A 19,214-nucleotide genomic window follows, 5' to 3' on the forward strand; every position below is an offset into this window, starting at 1 on the left:
GGTTGGTCACCCCGCCGGACACACCGTTGCCGGTCACCGAGGAATCGGTACGGCCGAAGTTCGCAAGATTCGAAGAATCCGATTTGCCGCTGGCCCGGTATGAGGTGGACTTCAACCGTGGGGTTCCGGTGTCGGGCCGGTGGGCCGTGGCCGTCGTGAAAGAGCTCAAGGAGCGGCGCGAGCGTGGACTGGAGCCGGCGGATTTCCGGCTGGAACTGACCGGCCTGAAGGCGACGCTGGACAGTCGCCGGGACGAGCTTGTGTCGGGGCTCAGGGACGAGGTGCGTGCCGAGGCGCGTGAGCAAGGGTTGGACGCGGATGAGCTGTGGCTGGATGTCGATGTTGCTGAAAACAGGGGCAAGTTTGCGCTTGGTATCAAGGTGGTGGAGCACGATGATCCGCGGCATGCGCTGGAGTCCTATGCGGGGATGACGTCGCTGGTGGTGCCTTTTGTGCGTGACGGTGATCGTATTCCGGTGGCTGCCCGTCTCCGGCTGAAGAGCCTGATCGGTGGGTTTGTCGGGCGGGTGGAGCGGCTGCATCGGCTGCACAAGGCGGGCGTCGCTCAGGATGCTCGGCTTGTGCTGCTGCTTGACCTGCGTTCGAAGAAGGGCCCGGGCTGGCTCACCAAGCTGGCCAATGAGGTTGTGCGGGAAGTGTTGTTGTCGTCCGGCTCGGAGTTGACGCCGCGGGAGGTGATCGATGGGCACTTCCGGTTGCACCTGGGGACAGCCAAGAAGGGGCAAGGACTGTTCCTTGAAGAGCTGAGGAGTCCCCAGCCGAAGCTCGAGCCGCTGCCGATAGGCGTGTCCACCTGGGTCCGGGATGCTGTGGCCGAGGCTGAGATCGACCGGTGGAGCGACAGCTATGACGAAAAGTCGGGGACGTGGCTGGGTGGGGACGATGCGCGTGCGGGGATGCAGGCGGCAGCGGGCCGGCTCGCGGACACGGCGCGGGGCTTGCCGCAGAGGGACATTCGGCTGACCGTCTACCAGAGAACGTCGGTCCCGCATCATGTGCGTACGGGTCTGCACCAGTTGATGGAGGAGGATCTGTGGGCGGCGCTCACTGCGCGTGGGGTGGCGCAGGACGAGCCGGCGTTCACCTACTTGACGCGGAGCAAGAATGGCGAGACCGTCCTCAGCTTCGCCATGTACCAGACGCCGAACGTGTCACTGGAGGATTACGGCAGTGACGAGACGGAGCTGATCGAGCACTTCCTGAGCAATTCGCCGGTGGTGTCGGCGGCAGCTAGGCAGCGGGTCATCAGGATGGCGCGGTACCTGGCCATGCAGAGACTGGCGGGCAGCGACGAGGTCTTGACGGTAGATGTGGTGGTGCCCCGGCGAGAATCCACCGGGACCATATTCGGAGGGCGTTTGCAGCATGCCGACACGCTTGTCCGGGACGGTGTGGCCTGGGCGCTCGCCGAGGCGGGCCCGTCCGATTTCACGGTTGAGAAGGTGCTGGACCAGGGAGTGCGGTTCAAGGTTTACGACGGTACCGATGCGGTGTTGCTGGTCGCTATCCGCCCGTTGGTCGTCGAGGTTCCCTCCGGCCTGGAGGAGGACTCGTGGGTGTTCTCCAAGCTGGAGGTGGGCGAGCAGCAGCTCGCCGATGACGGCGCGGGGATGGTGCGGTACGGCCAGGATCTGGGTGCCTGGATGCTGACGCTGCGTCCGGACAGCGCACCGCCGGACGTGCGGATTTCCGTCAAGTTCCGGAAGTACACCGGTAGACGGAAGGCCTCGGCCTCGTGGGACGAACGGCCGCCGATTCAGCGGCGGACCCGGGAGTATCTCACCGGGCTTCTGTACCAGGGCCTGCGTGCGGCCGAGCTCGGCGGCCGGACCCTGTCCGACGAGACCCTGAACAGCCTTCCGATCACCTGGCTCGGGTACCAGTACCAGGGCCCGCACCCGGGCCAGGTGACGGTCCGCAACTATGGCATGCCCGGCCTGACCCCGGCCGACTATCGCGAGGCCCGCCGGGTCACCTTCGAACTCGTCACCCGCGGCGTCGCGACGGATCGGATTCCCGTGGCTACCGTGCAGCGGCTGGGGTGGAAGCTGGAGGGGGACGCCGCCCGTTTCCTGGTCAGTTCCGAGGACCGGCGTCCCGGGCTCCTGATCGAGTTCAAGAAGGAGCACAACCGTGAGTCGGTGCGTGAGCTGGTGGAGGAGAAGCTCGGCACCCTGTTACGCGCCGCAGGGCGTCGTCCGGCCGATGTCCAGACCCTGCTCGGGCAGGTGCGGTTCGAGCACGTTCCGGACCTTCACCACGGCGTGCGGGTCAGCACCGTCGGCGGGGATTCTCTGGTCGGCGACGGGCGGTCTCCGCTCGCGCTGGACAACATTCCGCTGAACATGTGGGGGGACGAGGATTTCGATTTCAGCTTTGGGCAGTCCGGCGAGCCGGATGCCGGGATGGGGCCGGGTAGCGTGGTGGACCCCGTCCCGTTGGGCGATGTGGTTTCGGGCTGGTCGGATTCGGATGTTCTGCGTGGCGTGAGCCTGGTGCGTTTGGAGGACGGGGCCGGCCGCGACGCGGGGGTGTTCTTCCCGGCGCCGGGTGAGGCCGAGGTGGTACAGACCGCGTTTCGTGCCAAGGGCGGTGGCCAGGGTGGGTATTCGATTGTCGCGCATCATGATGAGCAGGGTTTCCGCTATTGGCGGGATGGTGCGGAGGTTCGGGTCGACGAGGCCGGGTTGATGCGGCTGCTGGTCGCCGCCGGGGTGCCGGACGGACCGGGGTGGCAGCAGTCGAAGGCGTTGGTGTGGCTGAGCTGCGGGGTGGCCGACTGGAGCCGGGGCGGTCCGCTGGCGCAGTTGAATGTGCTGGTCCGGGATATGGGCTACACGGGCGTGGTGCTCGGGCCCGAATCCAGGGCGGAGGTGTTCGAGGACGGGATCATCCAGGTCGATACGTTCGCTGCGGTTGATCGGTTTGGGAGGTGGGGCCGTCTAGCCGGCCATCCCTCTGGCGGTCATGGCAATTCGGTGGTGCTCGGGCCGGATTCCCCGGGTGATCGGCCGATGGCCGATGCGGAGACCGGGTTGCTTACTCCGCCGGATACCCCGTTGCCCATCACCGAGGAAACGGTTCGGGGCAAGAGCCCGCGAACGTTCGAATCCGATCCGCCGCAGAGCCGGGATGTGGTGGAGGTTGTCGACGGGGTGCTGGATCGGGGCCGGCTGGACGAGATCGCGGCTCGTGTCGTGGACAAGGCCGTGGTTCGGTTCCGGCGTGGGCAGGAGCTACCGGATATCCGGTTGCACCTGACCGGTCGTCCGGAACGGCGGGCGGCGTATCGGGATCTGGTGTTGCCCGCGCTGAAAGCCGCGGTGTATGCCCAGGTGCGTGGTCGCGGGCTGAATCCGGATGTGCTGGGGCTGGACTTCTCCGTTGTCGAGCACCTCGGTGTGGGGCGGACACTCGTGGAAGTGCTGGAGCACCAGGCTCCGCACCATGCGTTGGCGTCGTATGCGGCGATGAGGTCGGTGAATGTGCCCTTTGTGGCGGGTGGTGATCACGTCTCGGATGCCGGTCGTCGTCGGGTGGAGGCGATGATCGGTGGTTACGTCAAGCGGTTGGCTGCGCTGCATGCGGCCGGTGTGCGCGGGAACGATCTGCCGAAGTTCCTGGTCGACCAGCGTTCTTCGGACAAGCTGAACGACGCCCGGCGGGACAATGTCACCGAGATGGTCAATGCCGCTGTGCGGGCCGCATTGCCGGCTGATTCGGCACTCACGCCGGAGCAGGTGATCAACGACTACATGCGGTTGCACCAAGGACCGCGAGTGCACGCGCCGGGGTTGTTCCTCGATGAGGTGGGTTCTCCGCCGAAGATCGTCGTGTTGTCCGAGAATGACTTCGGCCGGGTCCGGAGGCGAGCCGAGGTCAAGGTCGATCAGTGGAGTGGGCGGGTCCATCCGGGCCGGCCGCGGACGTTGCTGGCCGAGGACCAGGAGGGGATGCGGAACGCGATCGATCGGTTCGCGGACCAGTTGCATGATCGTGCGAACCATGGCCTGCAGTTGTGGGATATCCGGCTGAACGTCAGCAAGCCGGCTATGGCCACGTACGGGGTGCGTACTGAACTGCATCAGTGGATGGAGGAGCAGCTGCGGTCGGCGCTCGCCGCGCGTGGTGTAGCGCCGGACGAGCTGACGTTCACCTACCAGACGTCGATGGCCGCAAAGGACGATTCTTTCTCGGCGACGATCAGTTTCACCATGTACGAGACGCCGGATCGGGCGGTGGCGGATTACCGCAATGGTGAGACGAAGCAGCTGACCGAGCAGTTCCTGAACCAGCTGGCGGTGTTGTCGGCGGCGGCCGAGCAGCGGGTCATGGGGCTCGCGCAGGGACTCGCCGCGCGGATGCTGGCCGACCCGAACTCGGGCGAGACCTTGGAGATCGGGGTGGCGGCCAGACCGGACGGGAAAAGGAAGACATTCGGGATCGCCGCTCGATTGCAGCGGGCCCGGATTCTTGTGCGGGACGGAGTGGCCCGGGCGCTCGCCGAGGCGGGCCCGTCCGATCTCACGGTCGAGGACGTGCTGGACCGGGGAGTGCGATTCAAGGCCTACCACCACAGTGACAGCGCCTTGCTGGCCGATCTGCGCACGCCGGTCATCTCGCTGCCTCCGGCGGACCGTCCGGTCCGCGAGCGCCCGAGTGAGCGCGAGAACCTGGTTGACCCGGTCGAGACCGAGGTCCGGATCGCCGTGACCGGGAGCGATCCGCGGCAGTTGTCCGACGATGATCAGGAGAAGCTTGATCGCATCGCGGACCGGATTGCCGGGGATATCGAGCGTGCGCTCGCCGACGATCTGGAAATGCCGGATGTCCGGGTGCACGTCAGTGGCACCCTGACGCAGCGCCGGGCGTTCGGCTCCTCGTTGGTCAAGGAGCGGGTGCGTGCCGCATTGCGGGCGCGGGGGGTGGATCCCGATGGGCTGACTCTGGATTTCGACCGTATCGAGAGCGAGGGCCGCGGGCTGGTCACCGTCTCTGTGCATCGGCCTGCGCAGCAGCCTCTGCGCAGCTATCGCGACTCGGACGCGATGATCGCGAGGCTCCTGGGCTATGGCGGCTCGCTCCCGCGTGCCAAAGTGCGCCAGCTGGAGCAGATGGTGCAGGGTCTCGTGGACTCGCTGGCGGTCGCGGATGCCGATCGCCCGCCGTTGCTGCTTGTCGATCTGCGGACCGGGCCGAAGTACCTGGACCGGCGGACGGCGACGATCACAGAGGCGCTCAACCGGGCGGTACGCGGCGCACTCCCGCCGGATTCTCCGCTGTCGGCCGAGCAGGTGATCCGCGATCACATCCGGTTCTACCGGGACAGCACACCCGGGCAACACAGCTGGCTCAATCTGGACATCATCAGGAGCGACGCGGACTGGGTGCTCACCCCGGCACTCCGGCCGGTAGCCCGGCTGCACGCCGAGCCAGGGTCGTCGGCGGAATCCAGGCTGATCTCGAAGGTGTCCGAGCCGTTCCACACGCTGGATGTGGACGATCAGTGGCTCTTCGACAGCGGCGAGGAGGCCATCGAGCAGTATGGCCGGGAGCTGGGGGCGCGGATTCTGGAGCAGGGCCCGGACGTCGAACTGCCGGACGTCCGGGTGTCCGTCCAATCCCGGATCTCGCCGGAAACGCGGAAGGTTGTGCGGCGGCCGGGACTCCCGGATGTGGTGACCGGGCCGGCGGTCCGGGAGAAGACGCGGACGTATCTCACCGGGTTGCTGCACAACGGCATGCGGGCGGCCGGGGTCGGCGACGGGATTCTGTCTCGCCTTCCGGTCACCTGGACCGAGTATCAGGCGTTCGGCGAGCAGAACGGCCGCGTAACGATCCAGACCCATGGTCTGCCCGGTCGGACTGTGGACTTCTACCGTACGGCCGATGAGCTGAAACTCAGCTTCATGAACGGCGCGGCCGGTCGGCGGGGCCGGATTTCGGTAGCCGCCGAGCAGGGGCTGACCTGGGCGTTGGAGGCATATGTCGCCCGTTTCCTGGACAGTCCCGAGCACCGGCGTCCCGACCTCTGGATCGACGTCAACAGTCCGGCTCACCTGGAAGCGGTGCACGAGCTGGTGGAGCAGAAGCTCGGCACGGCGTTGCGGAGTGACCAGGGGCGGTATCCGGCCGAATTGGCGACTCTGCTGGAGCACGTGCGGTTCAACCATGTTCCGGGCCTTTCCAGTGGCTTGCGGCTCAGTACTGCCCGGCCGGCTGGGTCCGAGCCATCGGCGAGCCCGGAGGGCCTGGAGGAGGATGCTTCGGGGACCGAAGCCTCGTTGTCCCCGGCCGAGTTCCCGGCGGCGCCGGAGGCCGAGACGGGTAGCGAGGGACTTTCGCCGCGCGATCAGCACTCCGATGCCGGCGTCCGGAGTCCTGCGCCGAGTGCCCGGAATTCCACGCCTGGCCAGGAGAATTCCTCGACGACTGACGGGAATTCCGAATCCGGCACCGAGCATTCCGACGCGGAGATGGCGGATGTGCCCGGCGGCGAGCAGTTCTCGTTCCTGTCCGAGTCGTGGGATTCGCTCCAGACGCAGTACGGCTCCGGCCTGGAGTACATGGGTTTGGACCACTTCGACCTGCGGACACCGGGCCGGGAGGACAGCACAGAGCCCGAGCCGGGGGAAGCCGGGCGGTCGTGGCTGGAGGAGCTTCCGGACGAGGCGTCGGACGCCCCATTCGATCTCCGCACCGGGCAATTCGGTGATACGGGCGTGGGGGTGGATTCCGGGCCGCAGACCGAGGCGCCGCCGACTCCTCGCGCGGAGTCCATGGTCCATACCGAGCAGTTCGCGGACGAGCTGTCCTCGTCCGAGTTCCCGGTGGCCGAGCAGCCTCGGGACGAGGGGCTGGTGGTGGAAGGTGAGTTCAGTGCCGCGCAGTGGCCGGCGATGTCCGATCGGGACCGTGCTTCGCTCGGCCGGGTTGCCGGGCGGGTAGCCGAGCTGGTTCGGCAGGGCCACACCGGATTCAGCCTCTCGTTGTCGTTGTACGGGCCGGACGAGCAGATCGATGCTCAGATGGCGATGTCCCGGGCGATCAGCGGTGAGCTTCGTGCCGCGGTGGATGCTGTGCTGGGTGCGGGGGCCGCGGACCGGCTGAGCTGGTCCCTTGAGGGTGATGTATGGGCCAGTGCGCCGGTGCAGGACCATGCTCGGTGGGCGCTGCGGATGCAGCCGGGGGGCCCGGTTCGTGCGGCGGGGACCGTGGCGGATCCGATTCCGCCGGCGCAGCTGGTTCCTGCCGAATTGGTGGATGTGTCCGATGTGGACTCTGCGGTACTGGTCGACGGTACCGGCCGGATCGCGGGGGTGTTCTTCCCGGCGCCGGGCGAGGCCGGGCTGATGCAGACAGCGTTCGCCCGCCGGACCGGCAATCCGGATGTCTACTCGATCGCCGCGCACCATGACGAGTCCGGGTTCCGGTACTGGCGGCGCTCGGATAGCGCGGAGGTCCGGGTCGACGAGGCCGGGATGATGCGGTTGCTCACCAGCGTCGGCTTGCCGGGTGAGCCGGGATGGTGGCACGCCGGTGGGCTGATGTGGCTCAGCTGCCGGGTGGTGGACGGGGGGTGGAACGGCCCGCTGGCACGGCTGAACGCGCTGGCGCGGGGCCTGGGTTACCCGGGCCGGGTGGCCGGACCGGATTCCACAGTGAAGGTGTTCGAGGACGGGACTATCCAGTTTGATTCGGTTGTTGCGTTTGAGCCGGATGGGTCGTGGCGTACTGGACTCGGCCATCCCTCTGCCGGTCAGGGCCGGTGGGTGGTGCTCGCGCCGGATTCCCCGGGTGATCAGCCGATGGCCGAGGCGGAGACTGGGTTGCTCACTCCGCCGGATACCCCGTTGCGCATCACCGTGGAACCGGTGCGGGCGCGGACCTCGAATATGACCGAGCCCGATCCGCCGCAGAGCCGGCATGCGGTGGAGGTCGTCGATGGGGTGTGGGATCAGGGCCGGCTGAACGAGATCGCCAGGGACTTCGCCGGGAAGATCGAGGAACGTTTCCAGCGTGGGCAGGTGCTACCGGATATCCGGTTGCACCTCATCGGTAACCCGAAGCGGCGGGCTGAGCACCGCGACGCGGCTATGTTGGCGCTGAAGGGCGCGGTGCGTGCCGCGGTGTCCGACCGTGGGCTGAACCCGGACGCGCTGGACCTGAACTTCTCCGTGGTCGAAGTCCAGAGCAAGGACCCGATCCGCGCCGAGGTAGTGGAGCACTACGCGCCGCGGCACTCGTTGGCGGCGTATGAGGCGATGACGTCACTGACCGTGCCTTTTGTGGAGGGTGATGCTGACCTATCGGAGGCCGGCGGTCGTCAGTTTGAGGCTATGGTCGGTGGTTTCACCCGGCGGTTGGCTGCGCATGCGTCCGGTGTGGCCCCGGAGGATCTGCCGACGTTCTTTATCGATCAGCGTTCGGCGGAAAAGCTCCATGCTGTCCGGCGGGCCAAGGTCACGGCGAGGGTCAACGCCGCCGTGCGGGCGGCCTTGCCGGCTGATTCGGCGCTGACGCCGGAGCAGGTGATCAACGACCACATCCTGTTCCACCAGGGTAAGCGCGCGGGCAACTCGCAAGGGCTGTTCCTCGATGAAGTGGGTACCCCGCCCGAGATGGAGCCCCTCTCCGGCTCGGCCAACGCCCGAGCCAACGCGCATGCCGAGGTCGAGCTCGATCACTGGAGCGGCAACCCCTCTCCGGCACGGCCACGGACGTTGCTGGACGGGCAGCAGACAGGGATGCGGGAGGCGATCGAGCGGTTCGCGGATCATTTGCGGGATCGTGCGAACAATGACTTGCAGTGGACCGACATCCGGCTGACTGTCCGCAAGAAGTCCCCGTCCACGTATGGCGTGCCTACCGAACTGCATCAGTGGATGGAGGACGAGCTGCGGGCGGCGCTCGCCGCGCGTGGTGTGCGGACGGATGAGCTGACGTTCACCTATTTGACGACCATGACCAGGAGTGATGACCCGCATCCGATCACCATCAGCATCGGCCGGTTCGAGACACCCGACAAGCCGCTGGCGGATTGCCGCAGTGGTGAGACGAAGCAGCTGACCGAGTACTTCCTGCGTCGGCTACCGGTGTTCTCGGCGGCGGCCGAACAGCGGATCACGACGCTTGCCCAGGGGTTCATCGAGCGAAAGCTGGCCAATCCGGGCTCTGGCGAGACCTTGGTGATCAAGGTGGCAACCAGCTCGAACGACCGGGCAACCGCAGTCGGGATCGGACCGCGACTGCAGCGAGCCAAGACACTGGTGCGGGACGGGGCGGCCCGGGCGCTCGCCGAGGCGGGGTACTCGCCCGGTCTCATCGATGAACTGCTGGATCAGGGAGTACGGTTCGAGACTTACACCAGCGAGGACGGCGCCCTGCTGGCCGATGTGCATACGCCGGTGGTCTCCCTGCCTTTGGCGGACCGCCCGGTGCGCCAGCGCCTGGATCGCGGATTGAACCAGGTGGACCCGGTAGCTGACAAGGCGCGGATTTCCCTGGCCGGGGACGATCCGCTGCAGTTGTCCGATGCTGAGCAGGCGAGGCTTGATCGCATCGCGGATCGTATTGCCGGGGATATCGAGCGTGCTGTCGTGGGCGATCTGGAAATGCCGGATGTCCGGGTGCACGTCACGGGCACCTTGTCGCAGCGCCGGAAGTTCGGTTCCTCGGCGGTCGAGATGGTCAAGGACCGGGTGCGGGTCAAGTTGCGGGAGCGGGGTGTGGATCCCGATGAGCTGGCCCTGGATTTCGACCGCATCGATCACGGTGGTGATGAGCTGGTCGTCACTGTAGCTGTGCATCATCCGGCGCAGGAGCCCCTGCGCAGCTATCGCGACGCGGACGCGCTGGTCTTGCGGTTCCTTGGCCAGGGTGGCCCGCTCCCTCGTGCCGCGGTGCGCCGGCTGGACGAGATGGTGCAGGGTCTCGTGGACTTGGTGGCGGTCGCGGATGCTGATCATCCGCCGTTGCTGCTCGCCGATCTGAGTACCGGGCCGAGCCGTGTGGAGCTGCGGACGGAGCAGGTCACGGAGGAGATCAACCGGGCTCTGCGCGGAGCCCTCCCGCCAGGTTCTCCGCTGTCGGCCGAGCAGGTGATCCGCGATCACATCCGGTTCTACCGGGATGACAAGACCCTCAATTACGGCGTGCTCAACCTGGACCTCATCCGGAGCGAGCAGGACTGGACGCCCAAGCCGCAACTTCGCAGGATCGGGGCGCCCGCGGAGACTTCGGAGTCTGGGGAAGTTACTGACTCTGGCGCGGTTGTGGAGTCCGCGCTGCCCAGACGCGGCTTCAAGGTCACCGGGGCGTTCCACACGCTGAATGTGGAGGATCAGTGGCTCTTTGATCCTGATGCGGAGGCTATTGAGCAGTATGGCCAGGATTTGGGCGGGCGGATTCTGGAGCGGATTCTGGAGCAGGGTCCGGATGTGGAGCTGCAGGATGTGCGGGTGTCCGTGCAGTCCCGGATTTCGCCGGAAGCGCGGAAGGTCGCGCAGCGGCAGCCGGGGTTGCCCAATGTGCTGGAGGGGCCGACGGTCCGGGAGAAGACGCGGGCGTATTTGACCGGGTTGCTGCATAACGGTATGCGGGCGGCTGGGGTTGACGATGCCATCATGTCTGATCTGCCGATTACCTGGATCGAGTATCGGAAATCCGGCGAGCACGACGGCCAGGTAGTAGTCCAGACCTATGACACGCCCGGTCGGACTTCGGACTTCTACCGTGGGGCTGATCGGCTGGAGTTCAGTTTCATGTCCGGCGAGGCTGGTCGGCGGGGCCGGATGTCGGCGGCTGCTGAGCAGCAGCTGGCTTGGGCGTTGGAGGAGTATGTCGCGCGTTTCCTGGACAGTCCTGTGGATCGGCGTCCTGGTCTTTGGTTCGAGGTCAACAGTCCTGCTCGTGTGCAGGCGGTGCGTGTGCTGGTGGGGCAGAAGCTTGAGGTGGCGTCGGAGGCTGGGCGGGGGCGGTATCCGGCTGCGTTGACGAGTTTGCTGGAGCATGTGTCGTTTGAGCACGTTGCGTCGCTGCCTTGTGGGTTGCGGCTCAGTACTGCTCGGCCGGCTGTGTCTGAGCGACCGGCTCTCCCGGCTGGCGTGGTGAGCCGGGATGAGGATGTTTCGGGGTCTGAGGCGTCGTTGTCCCCGGCCGAGTTCCCGGTGGGGGAGATCGGTGGCGCGGGTCGTTCGCCGGGTGATCAGCGTTCTGCTTCCGGTGTACGGAGTCCTGCGCCGGGTACCCGGAATTCCACGCCAGGCCAAGAGGAGTCCCTGTTCGTCCAGGATTCTCAGTCGGGTCAAGAGGATTCCTCGACGAGTGACCACGGTTCCGCATTCGGTGCCGAGCATCTCGACGCGGCGATGGCGGATGTGCCCGCCGAGGGGACCTTGCCCGCGTCCCAGTCGTGGGATTCGCTCGAAACGCTGTATGGCTCCGGTCTGGAGTTCATGGATCTGGACGATTTCGACCTGCGCACACCGGGCCGGGAGGACAGCCCCGAGCCCGAGTCCGGGGAAGCTGGGCGGTCTCTCCTGGATGAGCTTCCGGATGGGGTGTGGAATGACCAGTTCGATTTCCGTACCGGGCAATTCGGCAATACGGGCCTGGGGGTGGATTCCATACCGCAGGCCGAGCCGTCGCCGACTCCTCGTGCGGAGTCTGTAGTCCGTGCCGAGCCGTCTTCCGGTGAGTTGTCGTCGGCTGAGGGGGTTGCTGGGCGGGGGCCGGTGGTTGGGGAGTCTGGGGCTGACGGGTTGATGGTGGGTGGTGAGTTTGCTGCTGCGGAGTGGCCGGCGTTGTCGGTTCGGGATCGTGGTGAGATTGGGCGGGTTGCGGGGCGGGTGGTTGAGTTGGTGGCGTTGGGTTATACGGGGTTTGAGTTGTCGTTGTCGTTGTATGGGCCGGATGAGCTGGCGGATGCGCATGCGGTGATGTCCGAGGTGATCAGTGGTGAGCTTCGTGGTGCGGTGGATGGTGTGTTGGGGGAGGGGGCTTCTGATCGGTTGAGGTGGTCGACTGATGGTGATGTGTGGACTGGTGCGCCGGTGCGGGATCATGCTCGGTGGGGGTTGTGGTTGCGGCCGGCTCCGGTGGGGGGTCCGGTTGGTGTGGTGGGGACCGTGGTTGATCCGGTTCCGTTGGCGGAGTTGGTGCCTGCCGGGTTGGTGGATGTGTCTGATGTGGATTCTGTGGTGCTGCTGGATGATGCCGGCTGGGTTGCGGGGGTGTTTTTCCCGGCGCCGGGGGAGGCTGAGGTGGTCCGGAGGGCGTTCTCCAGGATTCCGAGTCGTGACGCTTACACGGTTGCGGCGCATCATGACGAGGGTGGTTTCCGGTATTGGCGTAGGTCGGATCGTGCGGAGGTTCGGGTTGACGAGGCTGGGATGATGCGGTTGCTCACCAGCGTGGGGTTGCCGGGTGGGCAGGTGTGGCGGCAGGCTGGTGAGTTGATGTGGCTGGGTTGCCAGGCGGCGGATTGGCAGCGTGGTTCGCTGGTGCGGCTGAATGCGTTGGCGCGGGGAGAGGGTTACCCGGGTTCGGTGCGCGGTCCGGTGTCTCGGGCGGAGGTGTTCGAGGACGGGACTATCCAGTTTTATTCGGCTATTGCGTTTGAGTCGGATGGGTCGTGGGGCGCTTGGCCCGGCAATCCCGTTGCCGGGCAGGGCCGGTCCGTGGTGCTCGCGCCGCAGCCCACCGCGGCTGACCAACTGTCCACTCCGGACTACGATCCGCTGCCACCCACCGATACGCCGGTGCGGAAGCGGAACAGCGTCGCCCACCTGCCGTATCCGGCTCTGCGTCAGGTCGAGGCGGAGATCGACGGCTCTCCGCCGGAGATGACGGAGCTGGATCAGCAGCGGCTGAACGAGATGATGTCGAACGAGATCATGCGGCAGACCGTGCGTGAGATCGAGCGTCGTGCCATGCGTGGTCAGGTGATGCAGTCGTTGCGGCTGTCTGTCACTGCTCCGGCGCAGCGGTTGGCTCAGGACGGTCCGGCGCTTTTCGCCGTGCTGGAGAACGTGGTCCGCAGCGCGGTCCGGAACCGGGGATTGGATCCGGACAAGCTGGGCCTGGAATTCGACCACATCGAGCAGGAGACCGAGTCCGAGACCACCACCGTCGGCATCTTCGAGCACCAGACACCGCGGCATTCGCCGGCCGCGTATGCGGCGATGACTTCGCTGGACGTGCACTTCTCGATCCCGGGTGGCCGGCTCCCGGCGGCCGATCGGCTTCAGCTCAGGTCGATGGTGGGTGGGTTCGCGCGGAGCCTGCAGCCCGGCTCCCCGCTGCAGCTGGTGCTGGACCTGCGTTCGCCGTCGGCGCTGTTCCCAGGCCGGGCCGCCGAGATCGCGAGAGAGGTCCGTTCGGCGGTGCGGGACGCGTTGCCGCCGGGTTCGGCCATGACGGCGGAACAGGTTATTGACGGGCACATCCGGTTTTACCGGGGTGAGCACAGCCACCTGGTGAATGGGCTCTTCGCCGATGTGATCCGCCCGGCACGCGAGTTCGGCCCGCCGCCCGGCATGATCGTCCGGGGGCGCAACCGAAGGATTACGACAGAGACGATTCTCTGGACCGGGCCGATCGAGGACGCGACGGAGGAGGTCCCGGCGGGGTTGCGGGCCGCAGCCAAGCGGATCGCTCGCGATGTGCATGCCCGGGCGGCGGCCGGCGAGCGGCAATCGGACGTGCGGCTGCAGATTCGCCAGAAATCCGTCGAACCCCACGATGTGCGTATGGACGCGCACCGGTGGGTGGAAGACGTGGTGCGCCAGGAGATCGCGAAGCTCCGCCCCGTGCCGGAGGGGCTGAATTTCACCTATCTCACCAACAATGTGCGCAAGGCCGACGATCCGGCGACCATCCAGCTCAGCGTGCACGAGACACCGGCGCCGGAGCCGGTCGACGGTGTCCAGCGGCTCGACGTGCCCTTCCTGAATAGCCTGCCGGTGCTCGCGGAGGGGACCAGGGAGCAGGTCATCACCGCGGCCGAGCGCTTCGGCCGGGATCTGCTCGAAAATCCGGAGGACGACCGGGCCCTGACGATCAACGTGCTGGACACGGGCGGCGGCCGCATGGCGGACTTGCGGACCCAGGAGGCCCGCACCCTCGTCCTCGACGGTTTTGCGCGGGCGTTCGCCGGTTCGTCGAACCCCTGGACGACGATTGAGGCCCTGCTGGCACAATCGGTGCGGATCAACACTTACGTCGGCAAAAACGCCCTCCCCACCCTGTCGCTGGAAGTCGCGGAACGGGCGGTGGACCGGCCGACGCCGGTGGATTACACCGAACTGGTCCGGCAGTTGCCCGTGGATCTGGCGCGGCGGGTCAAACAGGAGGCGTCCAGCTCGCCCGTAACCTGGGAAGGTCGGCTGGATCCGAACGAGTTGAGGCTCGCCGCCGACGACGACCGGCGGAAGCTGGATGAGCTCGCGGTCAAGTTCGCCGAGGTGGTCGCCGAGCGCTACGTGGCGGACGAGGAGCAGCTGGATGTGCGGCTGACCGTCATGGCGGTCGGTCAGCTGGCTGTCCATGGCGCCCGCACGGAAACGCACCAGTGGCTTGAGGACGTGTTGCGTGGCGCGGTCGAGCTGCGGCTGGGCCATGTGCCGGACGGGCTGCGGTTCACCTACCTCACCCATTCGGCCGCCAGGGCTGGGACGGCTGTCCGGATCTCGATCTTCCCGACGCCGCGTGGCACCGCGCAGGATTACCGTGACGCGACCACGCTGACCGAGTACTTCGTGACGACCTTCGGTGTGCTGTCCGCTTCGGCGCGGTGGCGGGTGACCTTGATGGCCTGGGGCCAGGCCTACCGGGTGTTCACGGATCCGGGCTACACCGACGTGCTGATCGCCAGAGTGGTCAGTTCGGGCTTGGCGAATGTGAACGCGCAAGTGCGCGAGGTCGAGTCGCTGATCCGGGCGGCCATCGCCGCGGTCCGCGCGGAGCACGGTGACCCGGCCGCCCGGTCGGTCGACGACATCATGCGGGAATTCGTTGTGATCCACCCGTACGTGTTGCGCAACCGGAACGCAGTGCTGCTCGACACAGGCCCGTTGACCGCGAATCCGGAAGAAGCCGGGAACGAGCATGGCGGATTGTCCTCTGCCGGTCGCGCGGCGCAGGGGGGTGTCACGCGGGCGGATCGGGTCGCCGGTCGATGGACGCTGCCGCACGAGGTGACCGAACCGGCAAACGAGGTGACTGGCATATTCCACACCCTCGACCAGGACACGGCGACGTTGTCCGGTGACGTCCAGCTCCGCGTCGAGAAGCTGGGGCAGCGGCTGGCGGGCGAAGTCGCTCAGCTGCCGTCGGACGCCGAGCTGCCGGACGTCCGGATCTTCGTACGGTCGCAGGTGGGGCCGGACGTCCCTCTTGGCGGTCGGAACGAGTGGAACGACCCGGACCCGCAGGCACCGACGGTCCGGAAGAAAGCGACGGCCTACCTCACCGAATTGCTGCACCAGCAGCTGGACGCGGCCGACGTCGACAAGGCCACCGTGGACCGCCTGCCGATCACCTGGTTGTTCAAGCAAGGGGCGGACGGTTACGACGGCCGCCTGAGCATCCGGTACACGAGTGCGTCCGGCCTGAGCAAGGACCACTACCGGGATGCCCGCGAACTGCATGCCCGCTTCGTGCCCCGGCGACGCGCGATGTTGCCGACGATCCACCAGCAGCAGATGTTCTCGGCGGCGGAGGGTTTCGTCGCGCGGTGCCCGGCAGATCCGGCCGCTCCGTTTCCGACGCTTTTGGTGGATATCGGCCGTCCCTCCGAGTTCACCCATGACCGGGTGGAGCTGGTCGGGGAATTCCTGCGGCAGGCGATCACTGCCGCCTGGCATGCGGACACGCGGCGGGGTCAGAAGCCGCCGCTGGAGACCGTGCTGGACCACTTGAAGGTCGGGGCAGATCCGGATCTTCGTGAGGATCTTCGGCTGCTGGAGACCTTGCCCGGGGAGACGGGGCCTGCCTCGGCTTCGCCGGTGCGGGCGGCCTCGCCGGCTCGGGATGACTCCGACATGGAGATGAACGCCGAAGGGCCGTCGTTCGGCAGTCCGGTCCGGGACGAGGAGATGCCGGACGCTCCGGACGATGCGGTCGGCTCGGATTCCGGGGAGTCCGAAGCCCGCTCCCAGCCTGACTCCGATTCCGACTCCGAAGCCCGCTCCGAGCCTGACTCCGATTCCGACTCCGAATTGGAGGAGGTGTTCGCGGATCTCCCCGTGCCGCTGCCCGCGGCCGGGCTCGGAGAGCCGATGAGTCCGTTCACCCGGCAGCTGATGGCCGACCTCGCGGGCGAGCATCCGGCCGATGCGCTTACCCGGAATTCCGACGTGAGCGACGAGCGGCCGGATTCCCCGGCGCCGGATACGGGTTCCGGCGAAGCCGCGATGCTTGCGCCGAATCAGGCGTTCGCCAGGCCCGCGGGTCCAGCTTCCCCGGGCAGCTCGCAGGTTGCCCCCTCCCCCAGGGAAACCGGGCCGTCCACTCGCGACGATGCTCTGCTCCCGTCGACCGGCAACCCGCCGCAGATGAAGTCGCGGATCCGGACCACCGGATGGTCCCAGCCGGATTCGGTCCAGCGCCGGTTCGAAGCCAAGGTCGTCGGCTCCCCGCCGCAAATGGCGGACTCCGATCAGCTACTGCTCGGCAGAGCCGTGGCGCAGATTGCCGCGGACATCGCCCGGCGTGCCGCGCGTGCGCAGGAGATGCCGCCGGTGCGGTTGTCGATCGTCGGCCCGAGCGACCGGCTGACCGAAGACGGTCCGCGGATCTTCGAGGTCCTAGCGGACGCGGTGCGCACTGCGGTCCGGCGGCGCGGACTGGATCCCCGAGAGCTGGGGCTGGACTTCGATCGGGTCGAGCAGGAGACCGAGTCCGAGACCCCGGTCACCGTCGTGGGCATTTCCCTGCTCGCGGGTCCGCGGCATGCCCCGGCCACGTATGCGGCGATGACCTCGCTGGAACTGCCTTTGACGCCCGGGAGCGACCGGCTTCCGGTGTCCGTCGTGCGTCAGCTGAAGCCGATGGTGCGCGGGTTCGCCCGGAGTCTGCTGTCCGGTTTCGATCCGGCTCACCCGCCGCGGCTGGAGCTCGCGCTGTTTTCGGCGGCCCCGCTGGCCCGGGACCTGGCGGTGGTCGTTCGTTCGGCGGTGCGGGAGGCGTTGCCTGCCGGTTCGGCCAGGGACCAGGCGCAGGTGATCGACGGGCACATCCGGCTCGATCAGGATGAGCAATCCGGCGGCTCGGACGTGCTCTTCGCCGAGGTGACCCGTCCGGTACCTCCGCCCGGCCGGGCGCCCGTCGAGCTTGCTCGCCGCGTCACCAAGGCACATGCCAAGCGCTGGACCGATGAGACCAGTCACTGGACCGGGCCGCTCGTCACCGCATCGCGGGGGATCCCGGAAGGGCTGCTGCAAGAAGCCCGCACCATCGCCAGCGACGTGCATGCCCGCGTGGCGAGTAACAAACCGATGCCGGACCTGCGGCTGCATGTTCGGAAAGACGCCCCGAACAATTACGGGGTGCGGACGGACGCGCATCGACGCATGGAAGGTGTGGTGCGCAGGGAGATCGCGAAGCTGGGCCCGGTGCCGGAGAACCTGCACTTCACCTACCTAGGGACCAAAACGAGCGAGAAGGAGCGGCCGACCATCCGGCTCGGCGTGCATGAGATCGCCGTGCCGACGCTGGACGACGGTGTCTGGCACCTCAACGAGTTCTTCGTGGAGTACGCGCATGCGCTCTCGGAAGCGGCCAGGAATCAGGTCGTCGAGATGGCCGAGCGGTTCGGCCGGGAACTGGAGGCGAACCCGGACGACGCCCGGATCCTGCTGGCCGATGTGGTGAGCCTGCGTGCGTCATCGGCGGAACTGCGGATTCAGGAGGCCCGCACCCTGATCAGTGACGGCTTCGCGCGCGCGTTCGCCGGTTCGCCGAACCTGGAGCTGAAGATCGAGGCCACGCTGGCCCGCTCGGTGCGGATCAACAGCTACGTCCACGCCCGGGCGGCCGCCGCTGCCCTGCTGCTGAGCGTGCCGCAAGCGGCGGCTCCGGAGGACTCCGATGCGGAGATGGAAACCGGAAGCCCGTCGTCCCCCGGCTCGGTTTCGGACGGCTCGGTTTCGGACGAGGAGATGTCCGAGGTCCAGGGTGCGCCGGTCGATTCGGCGGGCGAGGAGTCCGGCTCGGAGCTGGACGAGATTATGGGGGACCTCCCCGACCCGGGTACCTGGGCCGAGCCGGAAACGTCGATGAGCCCGTTTGCCCAGCAGTTGCTGGCCGACCTCGCGGGTGCGCGGCGCGCCGATGATTCCGCCGCCGGATCGGAGCGAGCCACCGAGCCCGGGCCGGGCGGGGACGAATTCGACATCTTCGAGTTCATCCACGACGCCGAGTGGTCCGCGGATCCGGGCAGCGATTTCGACTTCGCCGCGCCGACGGCCGAAGCCGGCCTCGATGGGGAAACCGGTATTCCGGAGCGGGTCGCGGAATCCCCTGACCCGTTAGCGGGCCTCGGTGATCAGCTGAACTACGAAACGTCCGCCGAGCAGGAAGCTCTGCTGGAGATCTACCACCCTCCGGTGGGTGACCACGAACCGCTGAGCCCCGAGCACCAGCGCGCGCCGGACCTGCCGGACATGCGGGAGCGGATCGTCGAGATCGAGTCCGAAATCGACGATGCCCAGCTGCCGGGTGAGCGGCCGGCGGAGGATTCACCGGCTTCGCCCCGCGAGCACGAGGTGCCCGCCTGGCAGTCCGTGCCCACCCGGCAGGTGGCCGAGGGCGAGTTCAGCGCTGCGGCTGGGCCGGTGCTGTCCGGCTCCGATCGAGCTGAGCTGGCGAAGGCCGCGTTGTCGGTGCACGACGCCGTCCGGCAGGACGGGCACGGCGAGTTCTTCTTCCAGTTGCTGTTGAACGGCCCGCGGGAGGTCATGGCCAATGCGCATGCCCTGATGGCCGAGGCCGTCGCCAACGGACTCACCGACAAGATCAACGAGATACTGGGTCCGGGTGCGACCGACCGGCTGAGGATTTTCAGTGAGCTTGAAGCACGGCCGGATGCGCCGGCAGCCGATTACGGCAAGTGGGAATTGTGGCTGCGGTCGCGGCCGGAATCGCCGGCCCCGCCTCCTTCGATCCCGGCGGCGGACCGGTCGGTTGGCGGG

The 19,214-nt window shown here is 67.3% G+C and carries 1 protein-coding gene (running past both ends of the window); it reads left to right on the forward strand.

This entire window lies inside a single protein-coding gene on the forward strand: locus ATK36_RS18480, encoding a scabin-related ADP-ribosyltransferase. The 84,846-nt coding sequence extends 23,140 nt beyond the window's left edge and 42,492 nt beyond its right edge, so the window shows coding positions 23,141–42,354 — codons 7,714 (partial) to 14,118 (complete); the first codon wholly inside the window starts at window position 3. Both codon boundaries (start and stop) fall beyond the window edges.

Source organism: Amycolatopsis sulphurea (assembly GCF_002564045.1).
Taxonomy (GTDB): Bacteria; Actinomycetota; Actinomycetes; order Mycobacteriales; family Pseudonocardiaceae; genus Amycolatopsis; species Amycolatopsis sulphurea.